Here is a 26,492-nt window from a genome sequence, read left to right as displayed (position 1 = left end):
GCGAAGTCCGGAACCCGTGATCGGGAGCCTGACCTACATCGGCGGCGGGTCGAAGTCGAAGTCGAGGCGCTCGCCGCCCGCGATGAGGCGGAGCGTGGGATGCCCGCCGCCGAGCCGCGTGCGCATCCGCGCGAGTGCGTCCTCCCGTAGCTTCACGGACTCCTCGTCGCGGCCGAGCGCGGCGAGGTCGAGGGCGAGGTTCGCCATGGCGCCGAGGGTCATCGGGTGATCCGGGCCGAGGAGGCTCTGGAGCCGCCGCAGGGTGGTCTCGCCGAGGTCGGCCGCGTCGGTGACCTCGCCGAGCGCCGCGAGGTCACCGGCGAGGCCCAGCGTGTTGGTCACCGTGTAGTGGTGGTCGGCGCCCAGGAGCGCGGTGAGCCGCGCGATCACGAACTCGTGCAGGTCGCGGGCCTCGGCGGCCCGGTCGGACAGCCGTAGCAGCAGCGCCTCGTTGCCCCGGCAGCCGTGGGTGAACGGGTGGTCCGGGCCGTACACCTCGCCGTAGGCCAGCGTGAGCAGCTCGGCGGCGGCGAGACCCTCCTCCAGCCGGCCCGCCTCCCGGTAGACGTTGGACAGGATGACGTCGCCGGCGAGTTTGTCGGGGTGCTGATCGCTCAGCAGCCGGCGGTAGCGTCGCACCAGGTCCTCGGCGTACGCCACCACCTCCTCGGTGGCGCCGTCTGCCTTCCGCATCGCGATGGCGAGGTCGTTGGCGGCCCGGAGGGTGGTGCGGTGGTCGGCGCCGAGCGTCGCGACGCCGACGGCGTAGATGTCCTCGCCGAGCTCGCGCGCCTCCTCGTAGTCGCCGCGCAGCCGGATGACGCGCACCAGGTTGTTCATGATGATCTGGGCGGTCGGGTGGTTCGGCGAGCCGTACATGTCGCGCATCGTGTTGTAGACGTTCTTGATGAGCTCCTCCGCCTCGCGGTAGCGGCTCATCAGCGTGAGGTCGAGCGCCAGGCTGTTCTGGGCCTTGAGGGAGCGCTCGTTCGTGTCGCCGAAGACGGAGTGGCTGCGGGTCACCGCCTCCTCGCTCAGCCGGTAGGCCTCGGTGAACTGGCCGATGGCGCGCAGGTCGGTGGGGTGGCTGATCGCCATCACCAGGGTTTCCTCATCGGTCGGCCCGAGCCGCTGCTCGGCCTCCGCCAGGGCCTCCGAGCCGAGTTCGAACGCCTCGCGGTAGCGGCCGATGAACCGCAGCGAGATGCTCAGGTGGCGCTTGATCGCGCACAGGTCTTCTGGATCGGCATGGGGGTCGGCGGACCAGAGCTCCAGGCACTCGCGCCCGAGGGCGTACGCGGCCGGCGCGTCGCCGGACTGGTAGAGGTAGCGCACGACACCCCGCATGAGGTAGCGGATGTCGTGGTCGGACGCCTGGACCGCCTCGGCGGGCCGCACGTGCGGCAGCAGCCGCGCGTACCGCGGCCAGGTGGCGGCGTCGTCGGCGTCTTTCGGCGCCGCGGCGGCGAGGAGCCGCTGCACGCTCTGCCGGAACCGCCGGCGGTCGTCCTCGCTCACCTCCTCGCGGAGCAGTGCCTGGATGAGCCGGTGGACCTGGAGCGTCTGGTTCTCCCGGTCGATCTGCACGAGCGCGTAGCGGCCGAGCGCGCCGACGGCCCTGCTGAACCGCAGCAGGTCGGAGAGGATGTCCGACAGCGGCGACTCGAGCGTGCCCCGGGCGGCGCCGAGGACGTCGCGCGGGATCGGGTCGGACCCGAAGAAGGCCAGGAGGTAGAGGACCTCCACGGCGTCGGGCTGCTCTTCGCGCAGCCGGGACACCGAGAGCGTCCACGTCGCCGTCAGCGGCACGTCGTACGCCATCGGCCGGCCCTCGGCGAGGAGCTTGCCGGTCTGGTGCTGGAGCAGCTCGAGGTATTCGTCGACCGGCATGCCCGTCTCGGACTGCAGCGCGCCGGCCTGGTCGAGGGCCAGCGGCAGGTCGCCGAGCGCGTCGGCGAGCGCGTCCGCGTCGTTGCCGCCGATGCCTGGAACGCGCCGGTCGAGGAAGCGGCGGCTCTCCTCGCGGGAGAAGACGTCCACGGTGAGCGTGCGGACGACGTTGCTCCACGCGACGTTGCGCGACGTGATCAGAACCTCGCCCGGCCCGTCCGGGACGAACTCCATGATCGACTCGGGATCGTGGGCGTTGTCGAAGATGAGCAGCCACCGGTCGTACGGCTCGCCCTTGCGCAGGGCCTCGATGACGGCCTCGGCGGCCTCGGCCACGCTGGTCTCGCTGGCCTTCGGCAGGTCGAGATGCGGCGCGAGGCGGGCGATCGACGAGGCGATCAGCAGGGGCTGATCCGACGGGATCCACCAGATGAGGTCGTATTCGCCCTTGAAGCGATGGGCGTACTCGATGGCGATCTGGGTCTTGCCGACACCGCCGAGCCCGTGCAGGGCCGTCGGCAGGACGGCGGTGACACCGCTGATCCCCTCACGGAGCTGCGTCAGCGCGCTCTCGCGCCCGGTGAAGTCCTTGTTGCGGGGCGGAACGCGGCCCCACACCTGGGGCCTGTCGCCGGAGACGGTCATATTCGCTCCAGGGAAATCAGCACATCTTCATGGTAGACGGGAATGCTCTCATCTCGAGCTCCCTGGACAGTAGTCAAGGCCTCCTTCATCGGTGATGATTGCGATGGAGTGGGAAGGGGGGTAAGGCCGCGATGGCGCAATCTCCGTGCGACGTCGAGACCGAGGTGACCGATTTGACGGATATATCTCTGTCCGAAATCGACACACTTGAGCCGTCTTGTCGGGCTGAGTCGCTCGCTCGGATCCTGGCCGCCGACGCGGATCCGGCCGATCCGCTGTACGGTGGCCAGCCTCCCGTGGGAGTCTTCGAGGCGCCGCCCGATACGTGGTGATGAGCATGGAATCGCCCAATCCGCCGTTCGTGCCCCTGGTTTCATTGGGGGGTCGCCATAACCGGAGCGGCGAGGCGGCGTATTCCTCTATTGTTGCTGCGGTGACAACCGTGCCGAGGTTCCGGTCATGGCCGCTGACGATTTGAGGTCGTCCGATACCTGGTGCCCGTTTCCAGGTATGCGTCCTTTCCGCGCGGACGAGGATCTGCTCTTCGGTGGCCGCGCGAACGAGACCACCACTGTCACCGATCTCTGGCGCACCGAACGGCTGACGATTCTCCACGGGCCGCCAGGCGTCGGAAAGACCTCTCTGCTGCAGGCCGGCGTCATACCGCGTCTCCAGCGGGGCGGATCCAACGTTCTCCCCGTGGGGCGGGTTGCCGGCGGTCCGATCGTCCCCGACGCCGCGCTCCCCACGGGGAACCCGTTCACCCGCACACTCCTGCGCACGCTCGCGCCGGGCGCCTCCCTCCCGGCCACCGCGGTGGGCCGGTTCCTGCGCGACGCCGTACGACGTTCGGCACCCGCCCTCGTCGCGATCGACCAGGCCGAAGACCTCTTCCGGGGAGAGCGCGCCGACGAGCGCGCGGAGTTCCTGGCCGCCCTGGCGGCCGCCCCGGACGTCCACCTGCTGATCAGCGTTCGCGACGACCGGGTCGACGCGCTGCTGGCCGAGCTCCACCCGCCGGCACCCGCGCGATTTCGGCTGGAGGGACTCGCGCCCGCCTCGGCGTCCGACGCGATCCGGCACCCCCTCGACCGCACCGGCCGGACCATCCCCGCCACTGTCGCGGACGCGCTGGTGGCGGACCTCACCACCGCACACATCGTCGACGAGGCCGGCGCCCGAACGCACCGGCGACTGCCGACGGTGAGCCCATGGCAGTTGCAGGCCGTCTGCGCGCACGTCTGGCGGAACCGGCCCGCGGACGGGCGGTCGCTCGTCGACCACCGGTCACCACCGGACGCCGACGACGCCCTCGAGGAGGCACTCTGGGCGGCCGTCGCGGCCGTCGCCGCGGCGTTCGACCGCGACGCGGCACGGCTCTGCGCCTGGGTCGCCCGGACCTTCGTCTCGCCGGACGGCACGCCGCGCGCCGTGGCACCCACCGACGTGCCGCACACCCTTCTCGACGCGCTGACCGACCGCTGGGTCCTGCGCGTACGGACCGGCGACGGCCCTCGCCGCTACACGCCGCACGGCGACCGCATCCTGCGACCGCTCGTACGGCTGGCCCGGCGCGCCGACGACCTCGACCCGCCGCTCGTCACGCCCGCCGAACGGCTGCGCGCCGCCCTCGACGCCCTCGCGGACGGCGACCCGGCGCGGGCCGAACACCAGGCCCGGCAGGCCGCCGAGTCCCCGGCCCGCGACGTGGACGCGGAGATCGGCGCGCACACCATCCTGGGCGACATCGCCTTCGCACGGGGCGACCTCGCCCAGGCACAGGACGCCTACCAGCGTGCCGTGATGCTGCTCGAGACCCGGCGCGACCAGGCGGCGGTCGGCGTCATGCTCGCCGCGATCGGACGGGTGTCCCTGCGCCGCGGCGACGCGGCGGGCGGACTGAGCCTGCTCCGGTCGGCCGTGGCACGCCTGCCCGCCGACCGCACGATGAAGACGGAGCTCGCCAGAGCCCTCGCGGACGCCGGCGACCCGGCCGCGGCGGCCGCGATGCTGGGCCCCGTGATGACGGCCGCCGAAGACGACGACGCCCGCATCCTGCACGGCCGGATCCGGTCCAAGTTCGGCGAACGCTTCCCCTGACCAGGGGCGACGGCGCGCGTCGGCTGCTCGTCAGGCGGCGCGGTGTACTCGCCCGTCGGTGGTGCCTCGCGACCAGCCGGTCGGCAGGCGTGCGCCGGAGGACACGATCGCCCCGGTGAGGTCCAGGCCGACGAGCCGTACCCGGCCCAGGTCCGCGTCGCCCAGCATCGCACCGTCCAGCCTGGCTCCCGACAGGTTCGCCTCGGTGAGGTCGGCACCACGGAGATCGGCCTGAGACAGGCGGGCGTCGCTGAGGACGGCGTCGTCGAGCTTGGCCGTGGACAGGTCGGCGTTCTCCGCGCGTACCTGGGACAACGTCGCCCGGCTCAGCACGGCGCCCGGCAGGAGGCAGCGCCGCATCGTGGCCAGGGTCAGGTCGGTCGCGCTGAGATCCGCCGAGCTCAGGTCGGTCTCCGTCAGGTCGGCGCCGCGGAGCACCGCGCCCGCAGCCCGCACGCCGGACAGCGTCGCTCCCGTCAAGGTCGCCCTGGTCAGGTCCGCACGGGTGAGATCGGCATCGGTCAGGTCGGCCCCCGGCGACCGCGCCCCGGTGAGGACGGCATCGGTGAGCACGGCTGTTCGTAGCTGCGCGGAGTCCAGGAGCGTCTGTTCGAGCCGTCCGCCCGTCAGGTCCGCGCCCGTCAGGTCGGCCCCCGTGAGCCTCGCGCCGGTCAGGTCGGCCCCGGCGAGGTCGGCCCCTGCCATAGCGGCACCCGACAGGTCGAGCCGGGCCAGCTTCGCGTCCCGCAGCGTGATCCGGCCCTGGTCGGCCGCCGGTGACCGGCGCGCCAGGACGGTCATCGCCGCCTGCAGGTCCTGCGGGACCTCTTCGCCGCGCGCCTGGGAAGTACGCCGGACGAACGCCGCGAGAACCTCCATCACCGCGGGATGGTCACGGGGCGAGTCGCGGGCGATGCGCTCCAGCGAGTAGATGGCGCCCAGCCGGATGTCGATCGCCTCGCCGCCCAGCTGATCGATGGCCTTCGCGAACCGATCCGTGAGCTGGACCGCCTCACTCTGCTCCAGGGCGCGACGGCTGTCCTCGTGCTGCCGCTGGGCTTGGAGCGTCGCCAGCTCCAAGGTCATCCGGTTGAGTTCGCTCTGCTGACGCGCCAGGGCGAAGTTGCGCGCGGTGTAGATGAATCCACCGGTCGCCAGCAGCCCGGCGAGGATCTGGACCAGCCGACCGCGGGCGTCGTCGCGGGCCGCCTGGAGCTTCTCGGCCCGCTGCGCCGCGGGTACGTGACGTGCGTCGTGCTCGGCGATCGCATCGGCGAGCGGCCAGAACAGGAAGGTCAGCAGGGCGAGGACGGCGATGGTGGCCGCGAGTATGCCCGCCGCCGCCCGCCACTTCGGTCGCGTTCCGCTCTGAAGCCCCTTGACCACATTCCGTACGGTAAATCGACCCATCGAGCGGGATACGTGACTTTTGACGAACAGCGCCCGGGTGGCGGCGATCTTCGCCGGCGGCGCCGCGTGTCTGCCCTCGTACGACGGCACGCGCAGCGGGGAGTGTGCTCAGTCGGTGGGGATCGCGTAGCCGGGGATGGACGGCCAGCGGATCGTCATGACGACCGACTCCTCCTCGGCGTGCCAGGAGTGGTCGACGCCGTGGCCCCAGACGACGTAGTCGCCCTGCTCGGTCAGTGTGACGTCGCCGTCGGGGAACTCCATGCGGAAGCGCCCGCTGATCAGGACGAGCAGGGCGGTGCGCTTCTCCTCGGTGGCCCACCGCGCCCGCCGGTCGCCGCGCGGGTGCACGCCCCACTTGATCTCGACGTCGTCGCTGTGCCGGATGTCGCCGACCGGCTTGAAATGCCCGAGGAGCCAGCCTCGATCGCCGGCCGCGTCCACGGCGGCCTTGCCCACGTACACGTTCTCCACCACGGTGCGCGACCGTAGCAGGACCCCTCAGAGGGCGTAGTCGTCGGTGAACCCGTACGTTTCGCCGGGGAACGCCAGGTCCACGACGAGCACCCGCAGGCCGGCGTCGTCGCCGACGATGGCCCGGACGGCCAGCACGGGGGCGTTCCGGGGGAGGCCGAGGGCCTTGGTCTCCGCGCTGGTGGCGCGCCGGGCGGTGAGGTGTTCGGTGACGTGGCCGAGGTCCCGGCCGGTCGCCGACCGGATCGACTCGCGAACGCTCGCCGTGGCCGGGGCGAGCAGGTCGAGCCCGGTCGCGTGGGCGACGTCCGGGTCGAGCCAGAGTCCGACGAACGCCGTCGGCTCATCGTCGTCCAGCACGACCCGCTGCCGCAGGACCAAGGGCGCACCCTCGGGGACGCCGAGCAGCTCGGCGATGTCGGAGCGCGCCGGGCGTTGCTCGACGTAGGTGACCTCGCCCCGATCGTCGGCTTCCACGCGGTCGAGGAGGTCACGGACCGGCCGCCACCCGCCGGATCCGCGCGCCGAGGGCGGGGCCGTCATGACAGGTCTCCTTCCCCAGGCGCGCCGGTTCCGTGCGCTGATGGCCGGATCGTCATGACCGGGCTCCTTCTCCCGGCGCGCCGGTTCCGCGCACCGAGGGCCGGGTCGTCATGACTGGGCTTCTCCCGGCGTGCCGGACCCGGTTCGCCGCATCAGCGCGCCCGTTCGGGTCTCGGCGCCGCCGCCGAACTCCCAGGCCACCGGCTCCCACCCACGGGTCTCGAGCATCTCGACGCACCACAGCAGCCGCGGGAGGTTTCCGTGTGCAGGCTGGAGCGTAATGCCAGCTCTCCGGCGAACGGCGACGAAGACGTACCGATGCGGGCAACCGTCGAGAAGCGCCGGATTCTTGGCGAGATCGTCGACCTCGATGTAGCGCTGCTCGAGAACACGCTGCTGCGGATCCATCATTCCTCACCTTCGCTCGTGGCGGGTCGGTCTCCCGCGTCAGCCCGTGTCACCGCTGTTCGAGCGGGCTGCGACGAGGTCGGCGCGGAGGCTCTCCGCCGCCGTGGCCGGCTCCTTCTGGTCGAGTGAGGTGAAGGCGGCGGCGGCGCGCTCGGCTCCGGCGATCGCCTCGTCGAAGCGCTCCAGTGCGCCGAGGATGCGTGCCTCGTCGAAGTCGATGAGGGCTGTCTCCCAGGTCAGCGCGGCCGGCTCGTCCTCGGGCAGGGCGGCCAGCGCGATCCGCGCGTTCGCCATGACGGCCAGGCCGTCTTCCGTCCGTCCGCTCCACATCACGCAAAGGGCCTGTCGGCGCAGGGCCTGCACGGTCCCGTACGGGTCGCCTCCTGCCGTGGACGCCTCGGCCGCCGTGGCGAAGCGTTCGGCGGCGGTCGCGTCCTTGTCGAGACGGCTCAGCAGGTCGCCGGCCTCGACGAGGAGGCGGGCGGCCACGGCGGGCTGCTCGGCGCGTTCGTCCTCGGCCAGGCGGGTGAAGTGGTCGGCGGCGGCGTCGAGCTCGCCCAGTTCGCGCTGGGCGTTGGCGAGGAGGTACCGGACCCGGCGCACGGCGTCGGTGTCGCCGTGCGCTTCGAACAGCGGCAGCGCCTCCTCGGCGGTCTCGGCCGCCTCCAGGAACCGGCCGGTGTCTAGGTAGGCGACGCACAGGTCCTGCCGCGCGTACGCGGCCTGGTGGTGGGAGCCCTCGGCGGTGAAGACCGCGACGGCCTCGATCAGGTCCTCGGCGGCCTGGGCGGCGTCGCCGCGCGCCAGCAGGCGACCGCCCCGGACGGCGTACGCGCTCGCGCGGAACGCCGGCATGTCGGCCGGGGCGTTGGTGACGGCCTCGGTGAGCAGCGCGTCCGCCTCGGCGGCCTCCTTCTCGTCCTCGCTCGCGGCCAGCCGCTGACCGAGGAGGAGAGCGGCTTCGGCGAGGGCCGCGCTCTGCCCGCTCCGCCGGTAGCCGTCGGCGGCCCGCCGGAGCGCGGCGATGACCTCCGCGTCACGCCGGGCCGGGGCGAGGATGCGGGCGCGCGTCATCTCCAGATCGGCGAGTTCGTCGAGGTCGTCCACCGCGGGCGCTCCGTCCAACAGGGAGAGTGCCTCCTCGACGCGGCCCGCCTCGCCGTACGCGGCGGCCAGCCGGCCTCGGGCGGCGAGGGCCCGCCGGGCGTCGGTCGCGTTGGCGTCCAGCCAGGCGACGGCGGTCTGGAGCAGGGGCACGCCCGCGTCGGCCTGGCCGGTCTGGCAGAGCACCGCGGCGTACCTGCTGGACGCCGCCTGGGCGCGCTCCTCGTCCCCGCCCTGTACGTACAGGTCAGCGGACCGCCGCCACACGTCCACCGCGCCCTGCGCGTCCCCCGCGAGGAGACGTTCGAGTCCCTCGCCGTCGACGCGCCGGCCCTGCTGGACGAGGGTGAGGTCGCCGCCGATCGCGTCGACGCGCCGCCAGGCGGCGAGCGCCGGGGCGGACTCGCGCCGCCTCCAGTGCCGTTCGGCCAGGTCGAGCAGCCGGTCGACGTCGTCGATGGCCGTGAGGTCGTCCTGGCGCGGGGCCGGGGCGGCGGGCGGCGTCGCGGCGCGGCGCGCGTACGGGGTCAGCGGGAGCTGCTCGACCAGAGGTTCGGCGTCGAGCAGCTCGCGGATGAGGCGGCCCTGCTCGGGCGTGCCGTTGCGGGCGTCGAACCGCGCGGCGACGTCGACGGCGTACCGGGTGAGCTCCTCGCGCAGTTCGGCGGCCGGGACCTCGCCGGCGGGCCGGTCGCCGTGGGCCGGCGTACGGTCACGTCACCGTGGCCGATCTCCGCGAGCCGCCGGAGCAGTAGCGCGCTCGCGGCGGCGAACCGCATGCCCTCGTACGGGGTCGGGGCCCGGTCGAGCCAGCCGAGGTGGCGTTCGAGGAGTTCGAGGCCGCGGGCCTCGTTGCCGCTCAGGGCACAGAACTCCAGGTGCACGCCGATCCCCCACAGCTCCGCGATCCGGTCGCGCTGGGCACGGTACGCGCGGCGGTGGGCGTCGGCGGCGGCGTCGAGGCGGCCGGTGCGGAGGAAGACGGGGAGCAGTTCGGTGAGGATCGTCTGGGGCTGCTCGTCGCAGCCGAGCTCTCCCGTCAGCAGCGGCTCGGCGAGCGCGACCGCGTCCTCGTCCCGGCCGCGCGCGGCCAGGTAGGACACCTTCATGCTGGGGTCGCAGCCCTCGCAGTCCGACAGCCGCGTGCGGGGAGCCGCGTGCCACCGGGTGTACCACTCGTCGGCGGCCTCCGCGCCGTGCACGTGCTGGGTGACGAGCGTGCGGCACATGTGGACCGGCTGCAGCCCCTCGCCGGCCAGCTGGTACCGGCGCTCCATGTCGTCGAGCACCGCGAGCGTACGGTCGAGCGGGATCTCGGGGAACTTCGTCAGCCCGGTGACGGTGGACTTGAACCCCCAGTAGAGGGCGTACTCCTCGCCCCAGTCCGGGTTCCGGTCGTAGTCGCCGAGGCAGCGCACGAACACCGCGAACGCCTTGGCGCGCTCACCGCTCTGGACGTACTCCGTGCGCAGGTGGTTGCGGATCCGGTAGGCGAGGCGCTCGTCGCCGGCGGACTCCGCCTGGCGCAGCGCCTCCTCCACCATGATGGTCCGCGCCTGGCCGTACGGCAGCTCTCCGGCGCGGTTCATCAGCTCGACCGCCTTGGCGACAGTCACTGGCCCTCCTTCGTCGGAGCAGACGCGGTCATGGGCCCTCCTTCGTCGGGGAGGTGACCAGGGTGCTGTGCTTACCGGTGCCCTCGCTTCGCTCGGTCACTTGCCCTCCGGGGTGGGGTCGTGGACGGCCCAGTCGAGCAGGCCGAGGAAGGACCGGTTGAGCACGGCGGTGTCGGCGGCCCGCAGGGGGTGGTGGCCGAGCAGGAGCGCCTGGCCGTAGAGGGCCTGGACCGCCAGTTCGATGAGGCCGGTCTCGGTCAGTGCGGTGATGCGGCGGGTGAGCGGGTTGCGGTGGTTGAGGACGAGCTGCGGGCGGTCGCTCCCGGACGCCATCCCCTCCAGCGCGCCCAGGACGTCGGACCACAGCGCGTCGGCGGACTCCCGCGCCTCGCGCAGCTCGGCCTGGTGCTGGGCGGCCCGGCTGGTCATGTACAGCGCGGGCAGCGACGCCGGGTCGAAGTCGCGCACGACGACCTCGCAGCCGAGCGAGTCGACGGCCCGCTGCGCGACGGCCAGGAAGGGGCGCAGCGCCAGCTCGGTGTCGGGGTCGAGCACGCCGAAGTGGGACGTCAGCTCCGACGGGTCGAGCGGCCGCAGGACGGCGTCGGGGTCGATGGCCGGCAGCCGTTCGATGAGGTCGGCGTCGTAGACGTAACCGCCGTTGACCAGCGGCACGCCCTGCGCGCCGGAGACGGCCGCCAGTCGCCGGAACTCGTCGAGGTCCGCGGTGTAGCGGCCGTCCCGGTGCCGGGTACGGAACTCGGCCAGGGTCATCGGACCGGCGGACGTCTCGAACTCCAGCCACCGGTCGACGATCCGCAGCATGTCGTCGTCGCGCAGCGCCATCGCCTTGACACCCAGGTGGTGCAGGCGCAGGAACGCGCGCAGCCGGGCCGGGTCGGTCTCCGACAGCCGTACGAGCCACTGCCGCACCTGCCGTCCGAGCGCGTCGCGGGTGGCGTCGAGCAGTTCGTCCTCGTACAGGGCCTCGCGCCCGGCCGTCGGCCGCAGCTCGGCGGCGTCGACCACGCAGCGTACGAAGAACGCCCAGTCGGGGAGCAGCCCCTCGACGCCCTCGGCCAGCAGCATCCGCTTGAGGTAGACGCGGTGCGCGCCGCGCGCGGTCGGGGTGACCGGCTGCGGCAGGACGAAGGCGACGCCGGACAGCCCGGCTTCGGGGACGTCCAGGTCGATCACGTCGAACGGCGCGAACCCGAACAGGTGCCGGCAGTACTCGTCGAGTGCCGCCCGGCGACGTCCGGGGTCGGGGTACGCCGCGCGCCACGGCGGGCCGCCGCCGGTGATCCGCCGCCCGTCGACCGTCAGCTCGACGGGGAGCAGCTCACCGTACGTCGCGGCCAGTTCGGTGACGGTCGCGGCGGTGAGCCAGTCGCTCGCGCCGTGCCGGGCCCGCAGGCTCACGGTGGTGCCCGGCTCGTCGCGGGTGCCGGGTTCGACGCGGTAGCGCCCGTCGGCGAAGCCGGTCCACCGTACGGGCTCGCCGCCCCGGGCGGAGCGGGTGACGACGGTGATCTCGTCGGCGACGAGGAACGCCGACAGCAGGCCGATGCCGAACTGCCCGAGGAAGTCGTGCCGCGCGAGGCCGAGCTCGTCCCGCTTGGAAGACCGGCCGATCGTCGCCAGCAGCTCGTGGACCTCCGCCTCGGTCAGGCCGATCCCGTCGTCGTGCACCCGGAGTTCTTCTCCGGTCTCGATCCGGATCCGCGCCGGGCCATCGCCGCGAGCGGTGATGGCGTCGACGCCGTTCTGCAGCAGCTCTCGCAGGTAGACGCGGGGACTGGAGTACAGGTGCCTGCTCAGCAGGTCGACGACCCCACGCAGATCGACTTGGAACGCCTGGTCCACCCCGTTGACCTCTCATCGATCGGCATTGCTGCCGATCACCCTAATGGCGGCCTATCCGGCGCGCGTTCCGATATCGCGAGACGGAGGGTAGGGAGACGCGGGGCGGGTATGGGTGTCGTGCCCCGTCATGGGGTGTTCGGAGCAAGGAGGCGGACATGGGGGAGCCGCGCGAAGTACAGCACGCGAAGCGAGACGTCGGGAGCGCGCCGCCGGTGGAGGCGGAGACGCCCATCGAGGAAGAGGACCCGGACAGCGGACCCAGCACCGGTCCGCCCCATCCGGAGGACTTCAGCCCCGACGACTTCGAGTGAACGCGCCCCGCGCCTGGGGACATCGAGTGACGGTGGTCGTCCGGGGTGGGCGCCATGCGTCGGGGACGCCGTCGGCGGAGCGCTGGAACGTCCCGGTCACCGTCGCGGGCGGTATGTCGTGCCCAGGTCGGGGAACGGAGCGGGCGGTGAGCGGCGGGTGGGTCCAGCCGCTCTCTGCTGTGAAACCCGGTCGGCCAGTCGGTCCTCGATCGCCGCTGACCCGTGAGGCCCGCTCTTACCTGCGGCTCGGCTCGCCACCCCTCTATTCGCGCTCATTCCCCGCAAGCGCGGGGCTATAGATCAATCTGGCCTATTGAATTCCTCGAAACCATCGATTGGACTGATCTATCACCGACGCGGCACGCTGGGGGACATGACCGACCTGTCGCTGACCGACGTCCTGCGGGCCCGTCGGACCATCGAACCGCATCTGCCGCCGACTCCCCTGTGGTCCTTTCCCATGCTGAACGACGTCGTCGGCGCCACCGTGCACGTCAAGCACGAGCACACCCAGCCGACCGGCGCGTTCAAGGTGCGCGGCGGGATCACCCTGCTCGCGGGCATGCGGCCCGAGGAGCGCGAGCGCGGCGTCCTGGCGTTCTCCACCGGCAACCACGCGCAGTCGATCGCCTTCGCCGCACGCCTCTTCGGCGTCCCGTGCGTGATCGTGATGCCGGAGAACCCCAACCCCGCCAAGGTGGGCGCGCTCCGGGCCCTCGGCGCGGACGTCGAGGTGCACGGCCAGGGGATGAGCGAGGCACAAGAGTACGCCGAGAAGGCCGCCGCCGAACGCGGGATGACGCTGATCGGCGTCGTGGGGCCGGAGCTGATCAGCGGGGTCGGCACGCTGTACCTGGAGATGTTCGAGGCGGTGCCCGATCTCGACGTGCTGTTCGTGCCCGTCGGGGGAGGCAGCGGGGCCGCGGCGGCGTCGATCGTCGCCGCGGCGGTCGCACCGCGGTGCCAGGTCATCGCGGTGCAGGCGGAGTCCTCGCCCGCCGCGTACGACTCCTGGCGGACCGGCGCGTGCGTCACCCGGCCCAACCGTACGGTCGTCGAGGGGCTGGCGACCGGACGCGGGTTCGACCTGCCGCGACAGATCATGCGTGCGCACCTGACCGACTTCGTGCTGGTCTCGGACGGGCAGATCCGGAGCGCGCAGCGGCTCCTGCTCACCCACGCGCACACCTTGGCCGAGGGGGCCGGAGCGGCGGGACTGGCGGCGCTGCTCGCCCGCCGCGACGAATTCGCCGGACGGCGCGTCGGAATCGTCTGCACGGGGGGCAACGCGTCGGCCGCCGAGGTCGCCGAGGTGCTGGCCGCCGCCGACCCTGCTGCCGGATGAGCCGGTCTCCGCGGCCGGCGAGCGCTCGCGTGCGGGCCACATCCCCCTGACCCGCAAGAGTGCCCTCGCCGCCGGTCAGAGGAGCCCACACGGACCGGTCCGATGGGGCCGGGCGACCGTGCGGTAACTTCGCCTTTCGGGACGGGAATGAGGCGGTCCGGTCCCCGTACAGGTGTCGTCACCCGGGAGCAGCCCATGAACCGGCCGGTACGAATCGCGAACTGCTCCGGCTTCTACGGCGACCGGCTCACCGCCCTCGCCGAGATGGTGCGCGGCGGCCCGGTCGACGTCGTCACGGGCGACTACCTGGCCGAGGTCACCATGCTCGTGCTGGCGAAGAACCGCCTGAAGAAGCCCACCGGCGGGTACGCCATGACGTTCCTCCGGCAGTTGGAGCCGGTGGCCGCCGAGATCGCCGAGCGCGGCATCAAGGTCGTCGTCAACGCGGGCGGCCTCGACCCGGCCGGGCTCGCCCGGGACACCCGCGCGCTGCTGGCGGAGGCCGGAGTGGATCTCACGGTCGCGCACGTCGAGGGCGACGATCTCAGCACCCGCCTGACCGAACTGGCGGCCGAGGGCCACGACCTGGCCCACCTGGACACCGGGAAGCCGTTCACGAGCTGGGGCCATGAGCCGCTCACCGCCAACGCGTACCTCGGCGGGTTCGGCATCGCCGCGGCGCTCCGGGGCGGCGCCGACATCGTGATCACGGGACGGGTCGCCGACGCGTCGCTGGTGACGGGGGCCGCCGCCTGGTGGTGGGGCTGGTCGCCGGACGACCACGACGCCCTCGCCGGGGCGGTCGTCGCCGGGCACGTGATCGAGTGCGGAGCCCAGGCCACCGGAGGGAACTTCTCCGGGTTCACCGCCATCCCCGACCTGCGCCACCCCGGTTTCCCGATCGCGGAGGTCGACCGCGACGGCACGAGCGTCATCACCAGGCACGAAGGCACCGGCGGGGCCGTCACGGTCGACACCGTCACCGCCCAGCTGCTGTACGAGATCGGCGCGCCGGGCTACCTCAACCCGGACGTGGTCACCCGCCTCGACACCGTCCGCCTGGTGCGGGAGGGGCCTGACCGGGTCCGGATCAGCGGCACGGCCGGGCAGGCCCCGCCGCCGACGACCAAGGTCGCGGTGACCGGGCTCGGCGGCTGGCGCAACGGCTGCACGTTCGTGCTGACGGGGCTGGACATCGACGCCAAGGCCGCGCTGGTCGAACGGGCCGTGCACGCGCGCCTCGACGGCGACCCCGGCATCACCGACCTGCGCTTCACCCGCATCGGGCTGCCCGCGACGGACCCGGCCGACCAGATGGCCGGCTCCAGCCTCCTCCACGTCGCCGTCGACGGCGACCAGCGCAGCGCCGGGCGCGCGTTCTCCGCGCTCTGCGTCGAACTCGCCCTCTCCAGCTATCCCGGGATCTACGGCATGGGCGTGCCGACGGCCGGCTCCGCGTACGGCGTGTACTGGCCGACACTCGTCCCCCAGCGGATCCTGCGGCACACGGTCGTGCACGCCGACGGACGGCAGGAGCTCGTCGCCGCCCCCGCCGACCCAGCGGATATCTCCGCCCCCGCTGACTCGACGGATATCTCCGCCCCCGCCCAGCCGGCGGACACCTCCGCTCCCGCCCAGCCGACGGAGTTCCCCGCTCCCGCCGAGACGGCGGAGATCCCTGAGCCTGCCGAGTCGGCGGAGGTCCGTGCTCCCGTCGAGACGGCGGAGATCTTCGCTTCCGCCGAGGTGGCCGGCTCCGCGGAGGAAGACCCGTACGAGCCGGGGCCGACCGTGGAAGGACCTCTCGGCCGCCTCGTGCACGCCCGGTCCGGCGACAAGGGCGGCAACGCCAACGTCGGCCTGTGGGTCTCCGACCCCGAGGCCTGGCCGTGGCTCGCCGCCACGATGACCGTCGACCGGCTCCAGGACCTGCTGCCCGAGACGCGCGGGTTGACCATCGAGCGGTACGTCCTGCCGAACCTGCGGGCGGTCAACTTCGTCGTCCGGGGCCTGCTCGACGGCGGCGCGACCGAGGCACGCCGCTTCGACGCCCAGGCCAAGGCGCTCGGCGAATGGCTGCGCGCCCGCCACGTACCCCTGCCGGAGCGTCTCCTGCGATGAGCCCGGGCACCGAGTCCGAACGGCGGCGTACGGTGGCGTCGCTGGAGCTCGGTGTACTGCTCGCCCTCGTCGGCGGTTTCCTCGACGCGTACTCGTTCATCAGTCTCGGCGGCGTCTTCGCCAACGCACAGACCGGGAACGTCGTGCTGTTCGGCGTGGAGGCGGCCCGTGGTCACTGGGGCGCGGCCGTACGGCACCTCCCGCCGATCCTGGCGTTCATGATCGGAGTGGGCGTGGCGGAGACCCTGCGCCGCCCACGGGTCGCGGCCGTTGTCCGGTGGCCGGCCAGGGCGGCGCTCGTGCTGGAGATCCTCGTTCTCGTGGCCGTCGGGTTCCTGTCGTCCGTGGTACCGCAGGGCGTGCTGGTGGTCGTCATCGCGTTCGTGGCGTCGGTCCAGGTGTCGACGTTCCGGACGCTGATCAACTGGACGTACAACACGACCATGACGACGGGGAACCTCCGTTCGGCCGCGCAGGCGCTGTACCTGGTGGTGGCCGACCGCGACCCCGAGGCGGCCCGGAAGGCCCGCAGCTTCGCGACGGTCATCCTCAGCTTCTTGGTGGGCGGGTTCGCCGGCGGCCTGCTGACCCTGCACGTCGGGGCCCGCTCGGTCTGGGTCTGCGCGGCCGTCCTCGTGCTCGCCCTGGGCCTGTTCGTCGTCGACGAGCGCCGTGCGGTCTGGGGACGGCGACGCCTGTTCACCCGCCGGCGGTGACGGGAACGTGACGGTGATGCCGGAGCCACCCGGCACGCCGCCCCCGCTGCGTGGCCCGCGGCGCGTTCGTCGCCGGGGGTGTCTACTCGTACGGGTCACGTGGGGCGGGGACCTCGGTGAGGCTGGTGGCGCGCAGCTCGGGGACGCCGTCGGCGGAGCGCTGGAACGTACCGGTCACCGTGACCCACTGGTCGCGGACGGGGGACCCGCCCGTCGTGCCCGTGACGCGGACGACGGCCGCGACCGCGTCGGCGGCGCAGCAGGCGATCTGGTACCGGGCGATGCGGAAACCGGTGCGGTCGTTGGCCGGGGTGACGAACCCGGTCAGCCGGACCGGCGTCGCGCCGAAGCTCGCGCCGGCGTGGTCCGCGGCGCGCTCGTCGAACTCCAGGAGCGTCATCGGGACCGTACGGCCGGCGGGGAGCGAGTCGAAGGTGCGCCCGGAGCTGCTGACGGCGACGGCGGCGCTGCGGCCGACGCCGAAGCTGCCCAGCGCGGGCGGTGTGACGAGCAGCAGTGCCAGGACGGGCCCGAGCAGCAGCCACCCGGCTCGGTCGCCGTGGTCGTGACCGTGCGCGACGCCGGCCCCGTGCGCGACGCCGGCCCCGTGCGTGGCGCCGGTTCCGCGTCCGAATCCCAGGGCCCGGGCGACGCCGACGAGGCCAAGGACGACGAGCAGGATCCCGGCGACGAGCAGCACGTCGCCCATGCCGGTCCGGACGTACTTGGCGTACGCGCCGCTCAGCGCGAGCCGTACCATCATCGCCCCGACGAGCAGGACCGTCGTCGCGCGGGCGTCCTCGGTCAAAGGAGCCACCACCCGACGAGTCCGGCGCAGGTGACCGCGACAGCGAACGTCGCGAGCGAGAACCGCCAGGCGAAGCGGGTGCCGAACGTCCCCGCCTGCAGCGCGAACAGCTTGACGTCCACCATCGGCCCGACGACGAGGAACGCCAGGCGCGCGGTGAGGGAGAACTGTTTGAGCCCTGCCGCGACGAAGGCGTCGGCCTCCGAGCACAGCGCCACCACCACGGCCAGGACGCCGAGGACGAGCAGCGAGAGCGGGCCGGTGCCGGCGACGGAGTCGATGACGTTCCGGGGCACGAGGGTCTGGAGGGTGGCCGCGGTGCCCGCCCCGATGACGAGGAAGCCGCCCGCCTGCAGGAAGTCGTGCTGCGCGGTCGCGAGGAACACCCCGAGCCGGGGGCCGTCCTCCTCGCCGTGGCGCGTACGCCTCGGGGCGATCAGGTCGTCGCGGCCCAGCGCGATCCACAGCAGCCCCATGACGACGGACGCGGCCAGGCTGGCCACGAACCGCGCGACGACCATCGCGGGCCGGCCGGGGAACGCGACCGCCGTCGAGACCAGCACCACCGGGTTGATGGCCGGCGCCGACAGCAGGAACGCGAACGCCGCCGCGGGCGTCACGCCGATGGAGACGAGCCGCGCGGCGACCGGGACGGAGCCGCACTCGCAGCCGGGCAGTGCCGCGCCGGCCACCGCGGCGGCGGGCACCGCGAGCGCGGGACGCTTGGGCAGCAGCCGGGCGATCACGCCGGGCGGCACGAACGCGGCGATCGTCGCGCTGACCGCGACGCCGAGCACGAGGAACGGCAGGGCCTGGACCGTGATCGCGACGAAGACGGTCGCCCAGTTGGCGATGGCGGGGTGGCCGAGCAGCCCGGTCAGCACCGGCCGCAGCACCACGGCGGCGACGATCAGCGCGGTGACCAGTGGTAGCCCGGCACCGCGCGCACGGCGGGGCGCGGCCGCGGCGGGAGGGGCCTCCGAGGGGGAGGCGGGGGTCGGCACAGGCCGCAATCTATGCGCCTCGGCAAATCGGTCACAACACGAGGTCACGCCATGAAAACGAATTAACCTGGCGGCTTCCCGGCCGACATCGGATCATGGCAAGGTACCCGCGGTATCAGCGTCCCTCGCCGGTAACGGCGTGGCTCCTCGGAGGAAGCCTTGCTCCCTGCGTTCCTGCGTTCTCGCGCGACCCGCGCGGGACTGATCGCCGTCGCGCTGGGCGCGGTGGTCGCCGCGCCACTGGCCGTCACCGGCTCGCAGCCGGCCGGCGCGGTCACCATCGCCGGCGCCCGTACGCTCTCTGACAAGGTCACGGTCGACTGGGCGGGCAAGCACCGGCCGCACGGCACGACCGACGTCCACCTGCTCGCCTGGAACGACTTCCACGGCAACCTCGAGCCCGCCGGCCTGACCATGTACGGCAAGTTCGCGGGCGGCGCGGCCTACCTGGCCAAGGCGGTACGCGACAAGCAGGCGGCGTACGGCGCCCGCGAGGCGACCGTGATGGCCGGTGACAACATCGGCGCCAGCCCCCTGGCCAACGGGCTCTTCAACGAGGAACCGGCCACGGTCATGGCCAACCTCATGAACGTCGACTACTCCTCGGTCGGCAACCACGAGTTCGACAAGGGCAAGACCCAGCTGCAGCGGATCCAGAACGGCGGCTGCGCTCCCACCGGCTGCAAGGGCGCCCCGTACGCCGTGAAGCGGCACCACCGGTGGACGACCACGAAGACCTACCCGGGCGCCGACTTCCAGTACCTGTCCGCCAACGTGACGGACAAGGCGACCGGCAAGACGCTGTTCCCCGCGTACGGGATCAAGCGGTTCCCCACCACCGGCGGGCGGTCCGTCCGGATCGGCTTCATCGGTGAGGTGCTGCAGGCGACGCCGACGATCGTCACCCCGACCGGCGTCGCCGGCCTCGACTTCACCGACGAGGCGGCGGCCGCGAACCGCGCCGTCAAGAAACTCGCCCGCCAGGGCGTGAAGATCCCGGTGCTGGTGATCCACCAGGGCGGGTTCCAGACCGGCTCGATCACCGCGCCGAACGGCTGCGCCGGCAACCTCGCCGGCAGCGACATCGAGGCGATCGCCAAGAAGCTGGACCCGTCCATCAAGGTGATCGTGTCGGGCCACACGCACGCCGAGTACCGCTGCACGATCACGGTGAACGGCGTCACGCGCCTCATCACCAGCGCCGCGTCGTACGGCCGCATCCTCAGCGACATCAAGCTCACGGTCGACAACCACAACGGCACGCTGGTCTCCGCCGACGCCGTCGACTCGGTCGTCGAGAACGCCCTGAACACCCCCGGCCCGGGCGTCATCCGCAAGGACGACCCGTCGAAGGCGGACCCGCAGGTGGCCAAGGTCGTCAAGCAGTACGTCGACGCGTCCGCGCCGCTGGCCAACAAGGTCGTCGGCAAGATCCAGGGCGACCTGACCCGCGACGCGACCCCGCAGGGGGAGACCACGCTGGGCGACGTGATCGCCGACGCGCAGCTCGCCGCGACGTCCGACGCGTCCAAGGGCGGCGCGCAGCTCGCGCTGATGAACCCGGGCGGCGTCCGCGCCGACCTGAAGACCGGTGACATCTCGGGCGGCGAGGCGCCCGGCGAGATCACGTACGGCGAGGCGTTCACGGTGCAGCCGTTCGGCAACAGCCTCGTCACCAAGACGATGACCGGGGACATGCTGCGGCGCGTCCTGGAGCAGCAGTTCGCCGGCTGCGGGAGCCAGACCACGCAGAAGGTCCTGCAGATCTCCAAGACGCTCACCTACCAGTCGAACCCGTCCGCGGCCACCTGCGCCGGCAAGATCGGTGAGATCAAGGTGAACGGCGCGACGGTCACCCCGACGACGAGCCTGCGCGTCACGATGAACAACTTCCTCGCGGCGGGCGGCGACGGGTTCACCGTCTTCAACGAGGGCACCGCCCCGCTCGGCGGAGCCCAGGACATCGACGCCTTCGTCGCCTACCTCGGCGCCGCCGGCACCACCGGCGTCGCCGTCCCGGCGAAGGACCGCATCACGCCGCTGTCCTGACCGAACCTCGGCGCCCCGGGTGCCGTCCCCTGGCGGGACGGCACCCGGGGCGCTCGCATGTCAGGATTCGAAATCGCCGAACGTCGTGTCGGTCTGGCTCGCCCACAGGGAGATCGTGCCGAACGGCCGGGTCTGCCCGGTGTTCAGGTCGGCGACGTACGCGCGGTCGCTCATGATCTCCTTCCGGCGGGGGACGATGGCGGATGCCGTGAGGAGGATCTTCGTCTCACCGGCCCACCCGACGACGTTGGCCAGCCGAGACGTCTCCTCGGGCAGACGGAGATGCCGCCGCCCGATCTCCTTACCGGTGCGTACGTCCACCAGCACGACGGTGTCGAGCGGGGTCGGGTCGCTCAGGCCCTTCTTCTCGGGGCCGGGGAGGGCCAGCAGGGTGTGCCCGTCCGAGGCGACGGCGTTCCCCAGCGCTTCGAAGTGCAGCTTCGGGCTGAGGCGTACGCGGCGACGAAGGCTCCCGTCCGGCCCGGCGAGCACGAGGGTCGTCCGCTTGCCGTCGTCTTCGGAGAGCGTGACCGTCGAGGCATCCTTCCCCAGGCCGATCACCCAGCCGCCGGGCAGCTCATGGACCTCGCCGGTCGCAGTGTCGGCCAGCAGGGCGTGCTCCGGACCGGCCGTGTTGAACGAGATGGCGAGCCGCCGTCCGTCACCGGAGAACATCAGCGCGGGTGCGTCCCGCTGGGAGAACCGCCGGTCGACCACGGTGACGCGACCGGACCGGAGGTCCCGTACGACGACGTGCCCGTCAGACGGCCGGCAGTAGGCGATGAGGCGTCCATCCGCACTGATCTCCAGAGGCCACGAACCGCCGGGCGCGGAAGCCGAGGAGCCGAGCGAGTCGGCCACCAGCCACTGCTCGCCGGACCGGCCGACCACGCGCCACTGGGTGCACCCGCCGGTGCTGGTGCCTCGCTGCGTTCCACACCAGTCGAGATACGCGTACTTGACCGGCTCGACCTGGTGGTCGGGCAGCGGCTTGGGCAGCGCACCGGCGTTGAGCACCCGTCCGCTCGGTGCGACGGCGGGACCGAAGCGCCCGGGGCCGCCGAACAGCGATCCCGCGGCGACGGCGGCGGCCGCGCCGACGGCCACGGCCGGGGCGGTCAGGAGCCGGACCCGGCGGCGACGGCGGGCCCGCGTCAGCACGCGGCCGGTCAGATCGGGTCGGGGCGCCTCTTCGGCGAGGTCGTGCAGGGCTTCGTGAAGACGGGTCATCGGGCCACCCCCGTGGGTTCGGTCTCGGAGTCGGTGAGCAGGTCGGCCAGCCCGGGTTCGAGGGTCCGCAGCCGGGAGAGCGCGCGATGGGTCTGGCTCTTGACGGTGCCGACCGAGCAGCCCAGCAGCGCGGCGGTCTCCGCCTCGGAGCGGTCCTCGTAGAACCGCAGCACGATCACGGCGCGCTGCCTCGGGGCGAGCCGGCCCAGCGCCTGGCGCAGGAGGATCGCCGACACCATGCCGTCGGTGAAGTCCGGATGGCCCTCCGGCTCCGGCGGATCCGCGGTGGGCCGGTCCCGATGCCGGCCTCTGCGCCGCCACCAGCTGATGTGCTCGTGGTAGAGGATCTTGCGCACGTACGCCTCCGGGTCGCCCGCGGCGGCCACGCGGCCCCACCGCGCCGCGACCTTCACGAGCGCGCTCTGCACCAGGTCCTCGGCGAGATCACCATCGCCCGTCAGCAGGTACGCGGTGCGCATCAGCGCCTGCTGCCGGGCCGCCACGAACTCCGGCAACCCGTCGAATCGCGTCATTCCGCCTCCTCGTCACCTCATACACACGCCAGGCGACCTGTGAAGGTTGGAACCACGCGACCGTTTTCTCGACCGGCTCGCCCGCCATGCTCAGATGGCACGCGAAATCACCCCTAGGGTCGTTGGATGCGCCAAGGTCACACGCCCGATGCCCATCTGCCCATGCTCACCGTGCGCCAGGCCGAACGCCTGCGTGGTCTGGCGGCCGACTACTTCGCCCGGCGGGGTGTGCGTCCGGTGGTCGAAGGCGGAGCCGTCACGCATGACGGGCGGCTCAGCCCGCTGACGACGCTGGCGCAGCGGTGTCGCACCATTCCGGAGGAGCACTGGCCTGAGGTGGTCGCCGAGCACTTCGCCCGGCTGGAGGGTGCGTCTCAGGGCGGGGAGGGGCGGGAGGAACTGCTGCGGCGGTCGTACCTGCGGTTGGTCTCCGGCGACGCCTTCGCCGGAGACGCCGCCGACCACTTCCGCTACACCCGGCCGGTGGCCGAGGACCTGATCGTGGCCTTGGCCCTGGACGCGTCCACCTCCGTACGGATCCTGAGCGACGCCGACGTGACCCGTGCCGATCTCGACGAGCTGTGGGCGGCGGGCCGCGCGAACCTGCTGGGCGAGCCGGTGGAGCACATGGAGACGCGCGGGCCGTCGGGCGCGCTGCTGCACTCGGTCAGCGGCGAGTCTCACTTCGTCGCGAGCAAGGCGCTCGTACTGCCCGAGCTGGCCCAGGCCGTCACCGGCCGGGCACTGCCGGAGGCCGGGGCGCTCGTCGCCGTTCCGACCAGGCACCTGCTGGCCTTCCACCCGATCGTCGACGGCACCGTGGTGGACGCGGTCAACGACCTGAGCGACTACGCCCTGGGTGCCTACCGGAACGGGCCCGGTTCTCTCACTCCGCGGCTCTACTGGTGGCACCAGGGACGCCTGGTCTGCCTCACGGTCTTCGACCACGAGAGCCGCTCCCTGTCCGTACAGCCGCCGCAGGAACTGCTGGAGATGATGAAGAAGCTGCGCGGGGATCAGGGGACCTCGACCGTGAGTCCGGCGGCCACCGCCGAGGAACTGGCGCGTGTGGTGGAGGAGTTCACCGGGCGGCTGGAGCAGGATCCGGCCCGTCTTGGTGACGCCTTCGCGGCGGCCCTGGCCCTTGCCCACGCTCGCTGCGCGGCCGACCCCGACGCCGCGAAGCTGGAGAGCTGGGAGGCCTGGGTCGGCGCCATGCAGATCGGCTCCGCGATGTTCGCCACCACCCTCGCGCGGGAGGGCACCGTGGAGTGCCGGGTCGGCGACCGTGTGCTGACCCTGCCCGCCACCGGTCCCGCACCGTACGCCGACGCCCGCGCCTGGCTCGACGCCTGGTGGCTCGCCCTCGTCTGCCGCGAGCGGGACCGGCTGACGATGCTGAGCCAGGTCCCGCTGGACGACCTGCGCCGAGCCAGTGCCCAAGACGACTACGTCTTCCACTGGATCGACACTCTGCAGAGCCACTGGCTGCGCCGGCCCATGGACGACATCGTGCCCAAGCTGGTCGCCACCATGGAGACGTCCCACCCGAACGCGGCGACCCGCACCCCAAGGGACTTCCTCGACCTGGTCGACTACCAGCCCGTCGCCCTCTTCCATCGGCTCATCACCGACAACAAGGCCGCCTTCGCCGATGCCCTGACCGAGTCCCTCGCGAACCACGAGCGCTACTGGAACGGTCAACGGAGCAACGATCCGCGCAGCCGCGTGGCTCTGGGCCCCCTCGCGATGGCGTGTCTCGCCCACGACTGGGAATTCCCCGTCGACACCGCGTCGCCGTACCTGCCGAAGTACCTGGTCGATCGGGCATGGTGCGGAGAGTTTCCGACCTGAGCTCACGCGAGATGGCCTGTTCCGCGACGTGCGGAACAGGCCATACCGACAGGTCGCCGGTCAGTCCTTCGGCTGCTGCCCGAGCCGGTCGACCCAGCCCATCCGCTCGAAGGTCTGGGTCAGCAGGGCGACCGGGCGCTGGTCCCGAACCTCGATCTGCAGCAGGTCGGCGGTCTTCGGGTCGACGATCATCCGGTACTCGACGTTGCCGTGGGTGGACTCGTCGCCGGGGGCGGTCACGGTCAGGGCGACTCCTCGGCGGCCGAGGGCGTCGCCGACCTGGCTCTTCGCCGTGATCCCCGTTCGGCCGGCCATGACCCGGAACAGCGCCGCGCGGGTGCCGGGGGTGATCGGGGCGGTGAGGAGGTCGGTCCCGGTCTGCCACAGGTACACGGCGAACGTGTCGGTGGGCCGGCCGCCCGGCCGCTCCTTGTACAGCTTCTCGAGGCGGCTTGCCAGGCCGGCCTCATCGGTGGGGAGCGAGGAGACGTTCCTGATGGTCAGGCTGGGGTTGGGGATCGACAGGACCCGATCGTAATGGTCGTCGTAGGTCCGCTTCCTGGGTTCGACCAGCGTCGGCGACCCCATGCTCTTCCACTTGGCCTCGTCCTGTGGCGAGGCGAAGGTGGCGCCTGGTGCCGGGCTGGTCACGTCGCGGTTCGTGCCTCCGGCCTCGCGCGCGCGCCACGTCTCGCTGGTCTCGGACGACGTCGCGGAGAACGGCGGTTCGCTGTGGAGTTTGAGCTGCCGGACCTTCTGGTCGAACTCCCGTTCAGCGGTCCGGATGGCGCCGGCGTCGCCGTGGGCCGCCTTCTTCTTGGCCGTCAGCTCTTTCTCCAGGGACTGGATCCTGGCCAGGTAGATGCTCTGGATCGCTCTGATGAACGAGGTGGTGCGGGTGCGGGTGTACCAGAAGCGGCCGGACCGAGCCGGTGCGTGGGTGGCGGTCTCGGCCGCCGCCAGCAGGAACGAGTGGGCGTTCAGCGTGGTCCCGGCCTGTGGTGCGGACCCGGTGACCGAGGCCTTCCGCCCGGCCGTGTGCCCGGAGACCGTGCCGGGAACGAGGATCGCGGCGGCGGCGAGACCGGCGACGGCTCCGCCGGCGATGAGGAAACGCGTGCGACGCGCCATGAGGATGCTCCTTGGGAAGGGGACTCGGAGGGCGTGCGACGTCCGAAGGGCACGATTCAGGTCCGCCGTGCGGCGGCGCTCGTACGTCCGCTCGACCGTCTCGTCCAGGTCGGGCTCGAGCCGGGCGAACATTCGGTCGACCACGGGATCCTCATCGCCGGGTCGGGACGAGTAAGGCATCAGACCTCCTTCAGGGACTGGTGACGGGCGTTCCGAACCGCGGCGCGGGCCCTCGGCTCTCCGGAGAAGGCGGTGGCCAGGCTCTTTCGGGCGCGGTGGAGCCGCGCGTGGTACGCGCGGACCGAGCAGCCCATCACGGCCGCGGCCTCTCGTGGATCCAGGCCGTGCCAGGTCGCCAGGGCCATCGCCTCGAGGTCCTTTTCGGGCATCGACGCCAGCGCGGTGAGTGCCGCGTCTCTGTCGACGACCTGGTCGGCGATGTCCCAGCTCACCTGGTCCCGGGCGGCCGCGCCGGCGGTGATCCGGTCGAGCAGTGCCCTTCTCCGCTGGCGGGAGTCACGTTGCTTGGCCAGCAGATTGCGCGCCACGCCGAGCAACCACGGCAGCGCGCGGTCGGGCATCTCGTCGAGACGGCGCCATGCGACCAGGAACGTCTCGCTGGAGACGTCCTCGGCCACACCGTGATCCGCGCGGAGCAGGACGTAACCGAGGACGCTGCGATAGTGCCGGTCGTAGAGGGCGGTGAACCGTTCTTCGGGATCGTTCACACCAAGAAGTCCCTCCGAACCCACCTCGTTCACAACTTTTCTCGAGAGGGGGCTCCGGAGGACGCTATCGATGAGACGGGCGACGCCCTAGCGTCAGACGGACTGATCGATGAGGTGGGCGTCCCAGACGGACGCCGCCTGCTCGTGGGAGTCGACACCGGCGAAGAACGCCGCGGCCAGTTCGGACTGGTCCGACTCGTAGCGGTGGGGGACCGCGAGGAACTTGGGGCGGTAGACGGCGAAGCCCTGCGGTTGCGGCCGGTAGGGGATGGCCATCCTCATCGACTGCCGGGCCGGGAGATATTCGACGGCGTCGATGAGCAGTGCGTCGATCCGCCGCGCGTCGGAGCGCAGGTATCCGTCGGCGACGAGCACCGCGCGCGACCAGTCCTCGTGGCCCGTCTTCAGCGCCTCCTGGCCGGCTTTCGCGGCGTCGGCGATGTCATCGAACACGAGGCGGTCCATGACGCGATCGCCACGCGTGTCCTCGTAGCCGAACAGCGGGATGAGGTTCTCCCCGTCGGAGACGCTCCAGACGCCGTGGGCGGCGAGGAATCCGGCCATGCGGGCGATCTTGTGCATGGTCCGTCACCCTACAGATCCGCC

Annotated in this window: 22 protein-coding genes; 7 read left to right on the top strand and 15 right to left on the bottom strand. The window is 72.2% G+C overall.

Annotated elements, in window-relative coordinates; genetic code table 11:
* Positions 1-33: 33 nt before the first annotated feature.
* Entirely contained in the window at positions 34-2,535 is a 2,502-nt protein-coding gene (fxsT, locus tag ACYVF7_RS57595) for an FxSxx-COOH system tetratricopeptide repeat protein (protein WP_460356952.1), read from the bottom strand.
* A gap of 510 nt (positions 2,536-3,045) precedes the next feature.
* Between fxsT and ACYVF7_RS57590 the strand changes: the two genes are divergently transcribed.
* Positions 3,046-4,635 carry an nSTAND1 domain-containing NTPase gene (locus ACYVF7_RS57590; RefSeq protein WP_460356949.1) on the top strand — a complete coding sequence of 530 codons (1,590 nt, stop codon included), beginning with the start codon at positions 3,046-3,048 and terminating at the stop codon, positions 4,633-4,635.
* 30 nt (positions 4,636-4,665) lie between these two features.
* On the opposite strand, the gene ACYVF7_RS57585 is transcribed toward ACYVF7_RS57590, so the two are convergent.
* The 7 genes from ACYVF7_RS57585 to ACYVF7_RS57555 form a co-directional block, all read right to left on the bottom strand.
* The gene (locus tag ACYVF7_RS57585) at positions 4,666-6,021 is read right to left on the bottom strand and encodes a pentapeptide repeat-containing protein (RefSeq protein ID WP_460356947.1); all 1,356 of its coding nucleotides are present in this window, start codon (positions 6,019-6,021) and stop codon (positions 4,666-4,668) included.
* Positions 6,022-6,153: 132 nt separating this feature from the next.
* Positions 6,154-6,519 (bottom strand): cupin domain-containing protein, encoded by a 366-nt coding sequence (locus ACYVF7_RS57580; protein WP_460358609.1) that lies wholly within the window; start codon positions 6,517-6,519, stop codon positions 6,154-6,156.
* A gap of 27 nt (positions 6,520-6,546) precedes the next feature.
* A complete protein-coding gene (locus ACYVF7_RS57575; RefSeq protein ID WP_460356945.1) occupies positions 6,547-7,062 on the bottom strand; it encodes a UTRA domain-containing protein in 516 nt (171 codons plus the stop codon).
* A 108-nt stretch (positions 7,063-7,170) separates the two neighbouring features.
* On the bottom strand, positions 7,171-7,473 hold the full coding sequence (locus tag ACYVF7_RS57570; protein ID WP_460356943.1) for a hypothetical protein: 303 nt from the start codon (positions 7,471-7,473) through the stop codon (positions 7,171-7,173).
* 36 nt (positions 7,474-7,509) lie between these two features.
* Positions 7,510-8,847, bottom strand: a complete 1,338-nt coding sequence (locus tag ACYVF7_RS57565) for a hypothetical protein (protein ID WP_460356941.1) — start codon at positions 8,845-8,847, stop codon at positions 7,510-7,512.
* Between the two features lie 254 nt (positions 8,848-9,101).
* The gene (locus ACYVF7_RS57560; protein WP_460356938.1) at positions 9,102-10,190 is read right to left on the bottom strand and encodes a hypothetical protein; all 1,089 of its coding nucleotides are present in this window, start codon (positions 10,188-10,190) and stop codon (positions 9,102-9,104) included.
* 96 nt (positions 10,191-10,286) lie between these two features.
* The gene (locus ACYVF7_RS57555; protein WP_460356937.1) at positions 10,287-12,056 is read right to left on the bottom strand and encodes an HSP90 family protein; all 1,770 of its coding nucleotides are present in this window, start codon (positions 12,054-12,056) and stop codon (positions 10,287-10,289) included.
* A gap of 155 nt (positions 12,057-12,211) precedes the next feature.
* On the opposite strand from ACYVF7_RS57555, the gene ACYVF7_RS57550 reads away from it, so the two are divergent.
* The 4 genes from ACYVF7_RS57550 to ACYVF7_RS57535 all read left to right on the top strand — a co-directional run bounded on the left by ACYVF7_RS57550 (position 12,212) and on the right by ACYVF7_RS57535 (position 16,549).
* The gene (locus ACYVF7_RS57550; RefSeq protein WP_460356934.1) at positions 12,212-12,367 is read left to right on the top strand and encodes a hypothetical protein; all 156 of its coding nucleotides are present in this window, start codon (positions 12,212-12,214) and stop codon (positions 12,365-12,367) included.
* Between the two features lie 373 nt (positions 12,368-12,740).
* A complete protein-coding gene (locus ACYVF7_RS57545) occupies positions 12,741-13,712 on the top strand; it encodes a threonine ammonia-lyase (protein WP_460356932.1) in 972 nt (323 codons plus the stop codon).
* Positions 13,713-13,907: 195 nt separating this feature from the next.
* Positions 13,908-15,833 carry an acyclic terpene utilization AtuA family protein gene (locus ACYVF7_RS57540; protein ID WP_460356929.1) on the top strand — a complete coding sequence of 642 codons (1,926 nt, stop codon included), beginning with the start codon at positions 13,908-13,910 and terminating at the stop codon, positions 15,831-15,833.
* The gene (locus ACYVF7_RS57535; protein ID WP_460356927.1) at positions 15,830-16,549 is read left to right on the top strand and encodes a YoaK family protein; all 720 of its coding nucleotides are present in this window, start codon (positions 15,830-15,832) and stop codon (positions 16,547-16,549) included. Before ACYVF7_RS57540 ends, ACYVF7_RS57535 begins: the two co-directional genes overlap by 4 nt.
* 82 nt (positions 16,550-16,631) lie before the next feature.
* On the opposite strand, the gene ACYVF7_RS57530 is transcribed toward ACYVF7_RS57535, so the two are convergent.
* Both ACYVF7_RS57530 and ACYVF7_RS57525 read right to left on the bottom strand, forming a co-directional pair.
* Positions 16,632-17,357, bottom strand: coding sequence for a TIGR03943 family putative permease subunit (locus ACYVF7_RS57530; protein WP_460356925.1), 726 nt, complete (start codon positions 17,355-17,357; stop codon positions 16,632-16,634).
* Positions 17,354-18,361 (bottom strand): permease, encoded by a 1,008-nt coding sequence (locus tag ACYVF7_RS57525; protein ID WP_460356922.1) that lies wholly within the window; start codon positions 18,359-18,361, stop codon positions 17,354-17,356. Before ACYVF7_RS57525 ends, ACYVF7_RS57530 begins: the two co-directional genes overlap by 4 nt.
* A 159-nt stretch (positions 18,362-18,520) precedes the next feature.
* Here ACYVF7_RS57525 and ACYVF7_RS57520 point away from each other — a divergent pair, with 159 nt between their 5' ends.
* Positions 18,521-20,410, top strand: coding sequence for a bifunctional metallophosphatase/5'-nucleotidase (locus tag ACYVF7_RS57520; protein WP_460356921.1), 1,890 nt, complete (start codon positions 18,521-18,523; stop codon positions 20,408-20,410).
* A gap of 60 nt (positions 20,411-20,470) precedes the next feature.
* On the opposite strand, the gene ACYVF7_RS57515 is transcribed toward ACYVF7_RS57520, so the two are convergent.
* Entirely contained in the window at positions 20,471-21,640 is a 1,170-nt protein-coding gene (locus ACYVF7_RS57515; protein ID WP_460356919.1) for a hypothetical protein, read from the bottom strand.
* On the bottom strand, positions 21,637-22,173 hold the full coding sequence (locus ACYVF7_RS57510) for a SigE family RNA polymerase sigma factor (RefSeq protein WP_460356917.1): 537 nt from the start codon (positions 22,171-22,173) through the stop codon (positions 21,637-21,639). The genes ACYVF7_RS57515 and ACYVF7_RS57510 overlap by 4 nt, the downstream gene beginning before the upstream one ends.
* A 126-nt stretch (positions 22,174-22,299) precedes the next feature.
* On the opposite strand from ACYVF7_RS57510, the gene ACYVF7_RS57505 reads away from it, so the two are divergent.
* Entirely contained in the window at positions 22,300-24,027 is a 1,728-nt protein-coding gene (locus ACYVF7_RS57505) for an immunity 49 family protein (RefSeq protein ID WP_460356914.1), read from the top strand.
* A gap of 60 nt (positions 24,028-24,087) precedes the next feature.
* Here ACYVF7_RS57505 and ACYVF7_RS57500 read toward each other — a convergent pair whose 3' ends face one another.
* The 3 genes from ACYVF7_RS57500 to ACYVF7_RS57490 all read right to left on the bottom strand — a co-directional run bounded on the left by ACYVF7_RS57500 (position 24,088) and on the right by ACYVF7_RS57490 (position 26,468).
* Positions 24,088-25,338 (bottom strand): hypothetical protein, encoded by a 1,251-nt coding sequence (locus tag ACYVF7_RS57500; RefSeq protein ID WP_460356912.1) that lies wholly within the window; start codon positions 25,336-25,338, stop codon positions 24,088-24,090.
* Positions 25,338-25,886 (bottom strand): RNA polymerase sigma factor, encoded by a 549-nt coding sequence (locus tag ACYVF7_RS57495; protein ID WP_460356909.1) that lies wholly within the window; start codon positions 25,884-25,886, stop codon positions 25,338-25,340. The genes ACYVF7_RS57500 and ACYVF7_RS57495 overlap by 1 nt, the downstream gene beginning before the upstream one ends.
* A gap of 93 nt (positions 25,887-25,979) precedes the next feature.
* Positions 25,980-26,468: a hypothetical protein gene (locus ACYVF7_RS57490; protein WP_460356906.1), complete on the bottom strand. Its 489-nt coding sequence runs from the start codon at positions 26,466-26,468 to the stop codon at positions 25,980-25,982.
* Positions 26,469-26,492: the final 24 nt, after the last annotated feature.

This window comes from Actinoallomurus acanthiterrae, from assembly GCF_054775715.1.
The sequence above is the reverse complement of the archived record's forward strand: the minus strand, read 5'-3'. Positions and strand labels throughout refer to the sequence as shown.

Bases quoted from the DNA above. Each gene is read 5' to 3' on its own strand.
- fxsT (WP_460356952.1), bottom strand. From the start codon at position 2,535: ATGACCGTCTCCGGCGACAGGCCCCAGGTGTGGGGCCGCGTTCCGCCC.
- ACYVF7_RS57590 (WP_460356949.1), top strand. From the start codon at position 3,046: ATGCGTCCTTTCCGCGCGGACGAGGATCTGCTCTTCGGTGGCCGCGCG.
- ACYVF7_RS57575 (WP_460356945.1), bottom strand. From the start codon at position 7,062: ATGACGGCCCCGCCCTCGGCGCGCGGATCCGGCGGGTGGCGGCCGGTC.
- ACYVF7_RS57570 (WP_460356943.1), bottom strand. From the start codon at position 7,473: ATGATGGATCCGCAGCAGCGTGTTCTCGAGCAGCGCTACATCGAGGTC.
- ACYVF7_RS57550 (WP_460356934.1), top strand. From the start codon at position 12,212: ATGGGGGAGCCGCGCGAAGTACAGCACGCGAAGCGAGACGTCGGGAGC.
- ACYVF7_RS57545 (WP_460356932.1), top strand. From the start codon at position 12,741: ATGACCGACCTGTCGCTGACCGACGTCCTGCGGGCCCGTCGGACCATC.
- ACYVF7_RS57540 (WP_460356929.1), top strand. From the start codon at position 13,908: ATGAACCGGCCGGTACGAATCGCGAACTGCTCCGGCTTCTACGGCGAC.
- ACYVF7_RS57535 (WP_460356927.1), top strand. From the start codon at position 15,830: ATGAGCCCGGGCACCGAGTCCGAACGGCGGCGTACGGTGGCGTCGCTG.
- ACYVF7_RS57515 (WP_460356919.1), bottom strand. From the start codon at position 21,640: ATGACCCGTCTTCACGAAGCCCTGCACGACCTCGCCGAAGAGGCGCCC.
- ACYVF7_RS57510 (WP_460356917.1), bottom strand. From the start codon at position 22,173: ATGACGCGATTCGACGGGTTGCCGGAGTTCGTGGCGGCCCGGCAGCAG.
- ACYVF7_RS57505 (WP_460356914.1), top strand. From the start codon at position 22,300: ATGCGCCAAGGTCACACGCCCGATGCCCATCTGCCCATGCTCACCGTG.
- ACYVF7_RS57500 (WP_460356912.1), bottom strand. From the start codon at position 25,338: ATGCCTTACTCGTCCCGACCCGGCGATGAGGATCCCGTGGTCGACCGA.
- ACYVF7_RS57490 (WP_460356906.1), bottom strand. From the start codon at position 26,468: ATGCACAAGATCGCCCGCATGGCCGGATTCCTCGCCGCCCACGGCGTC.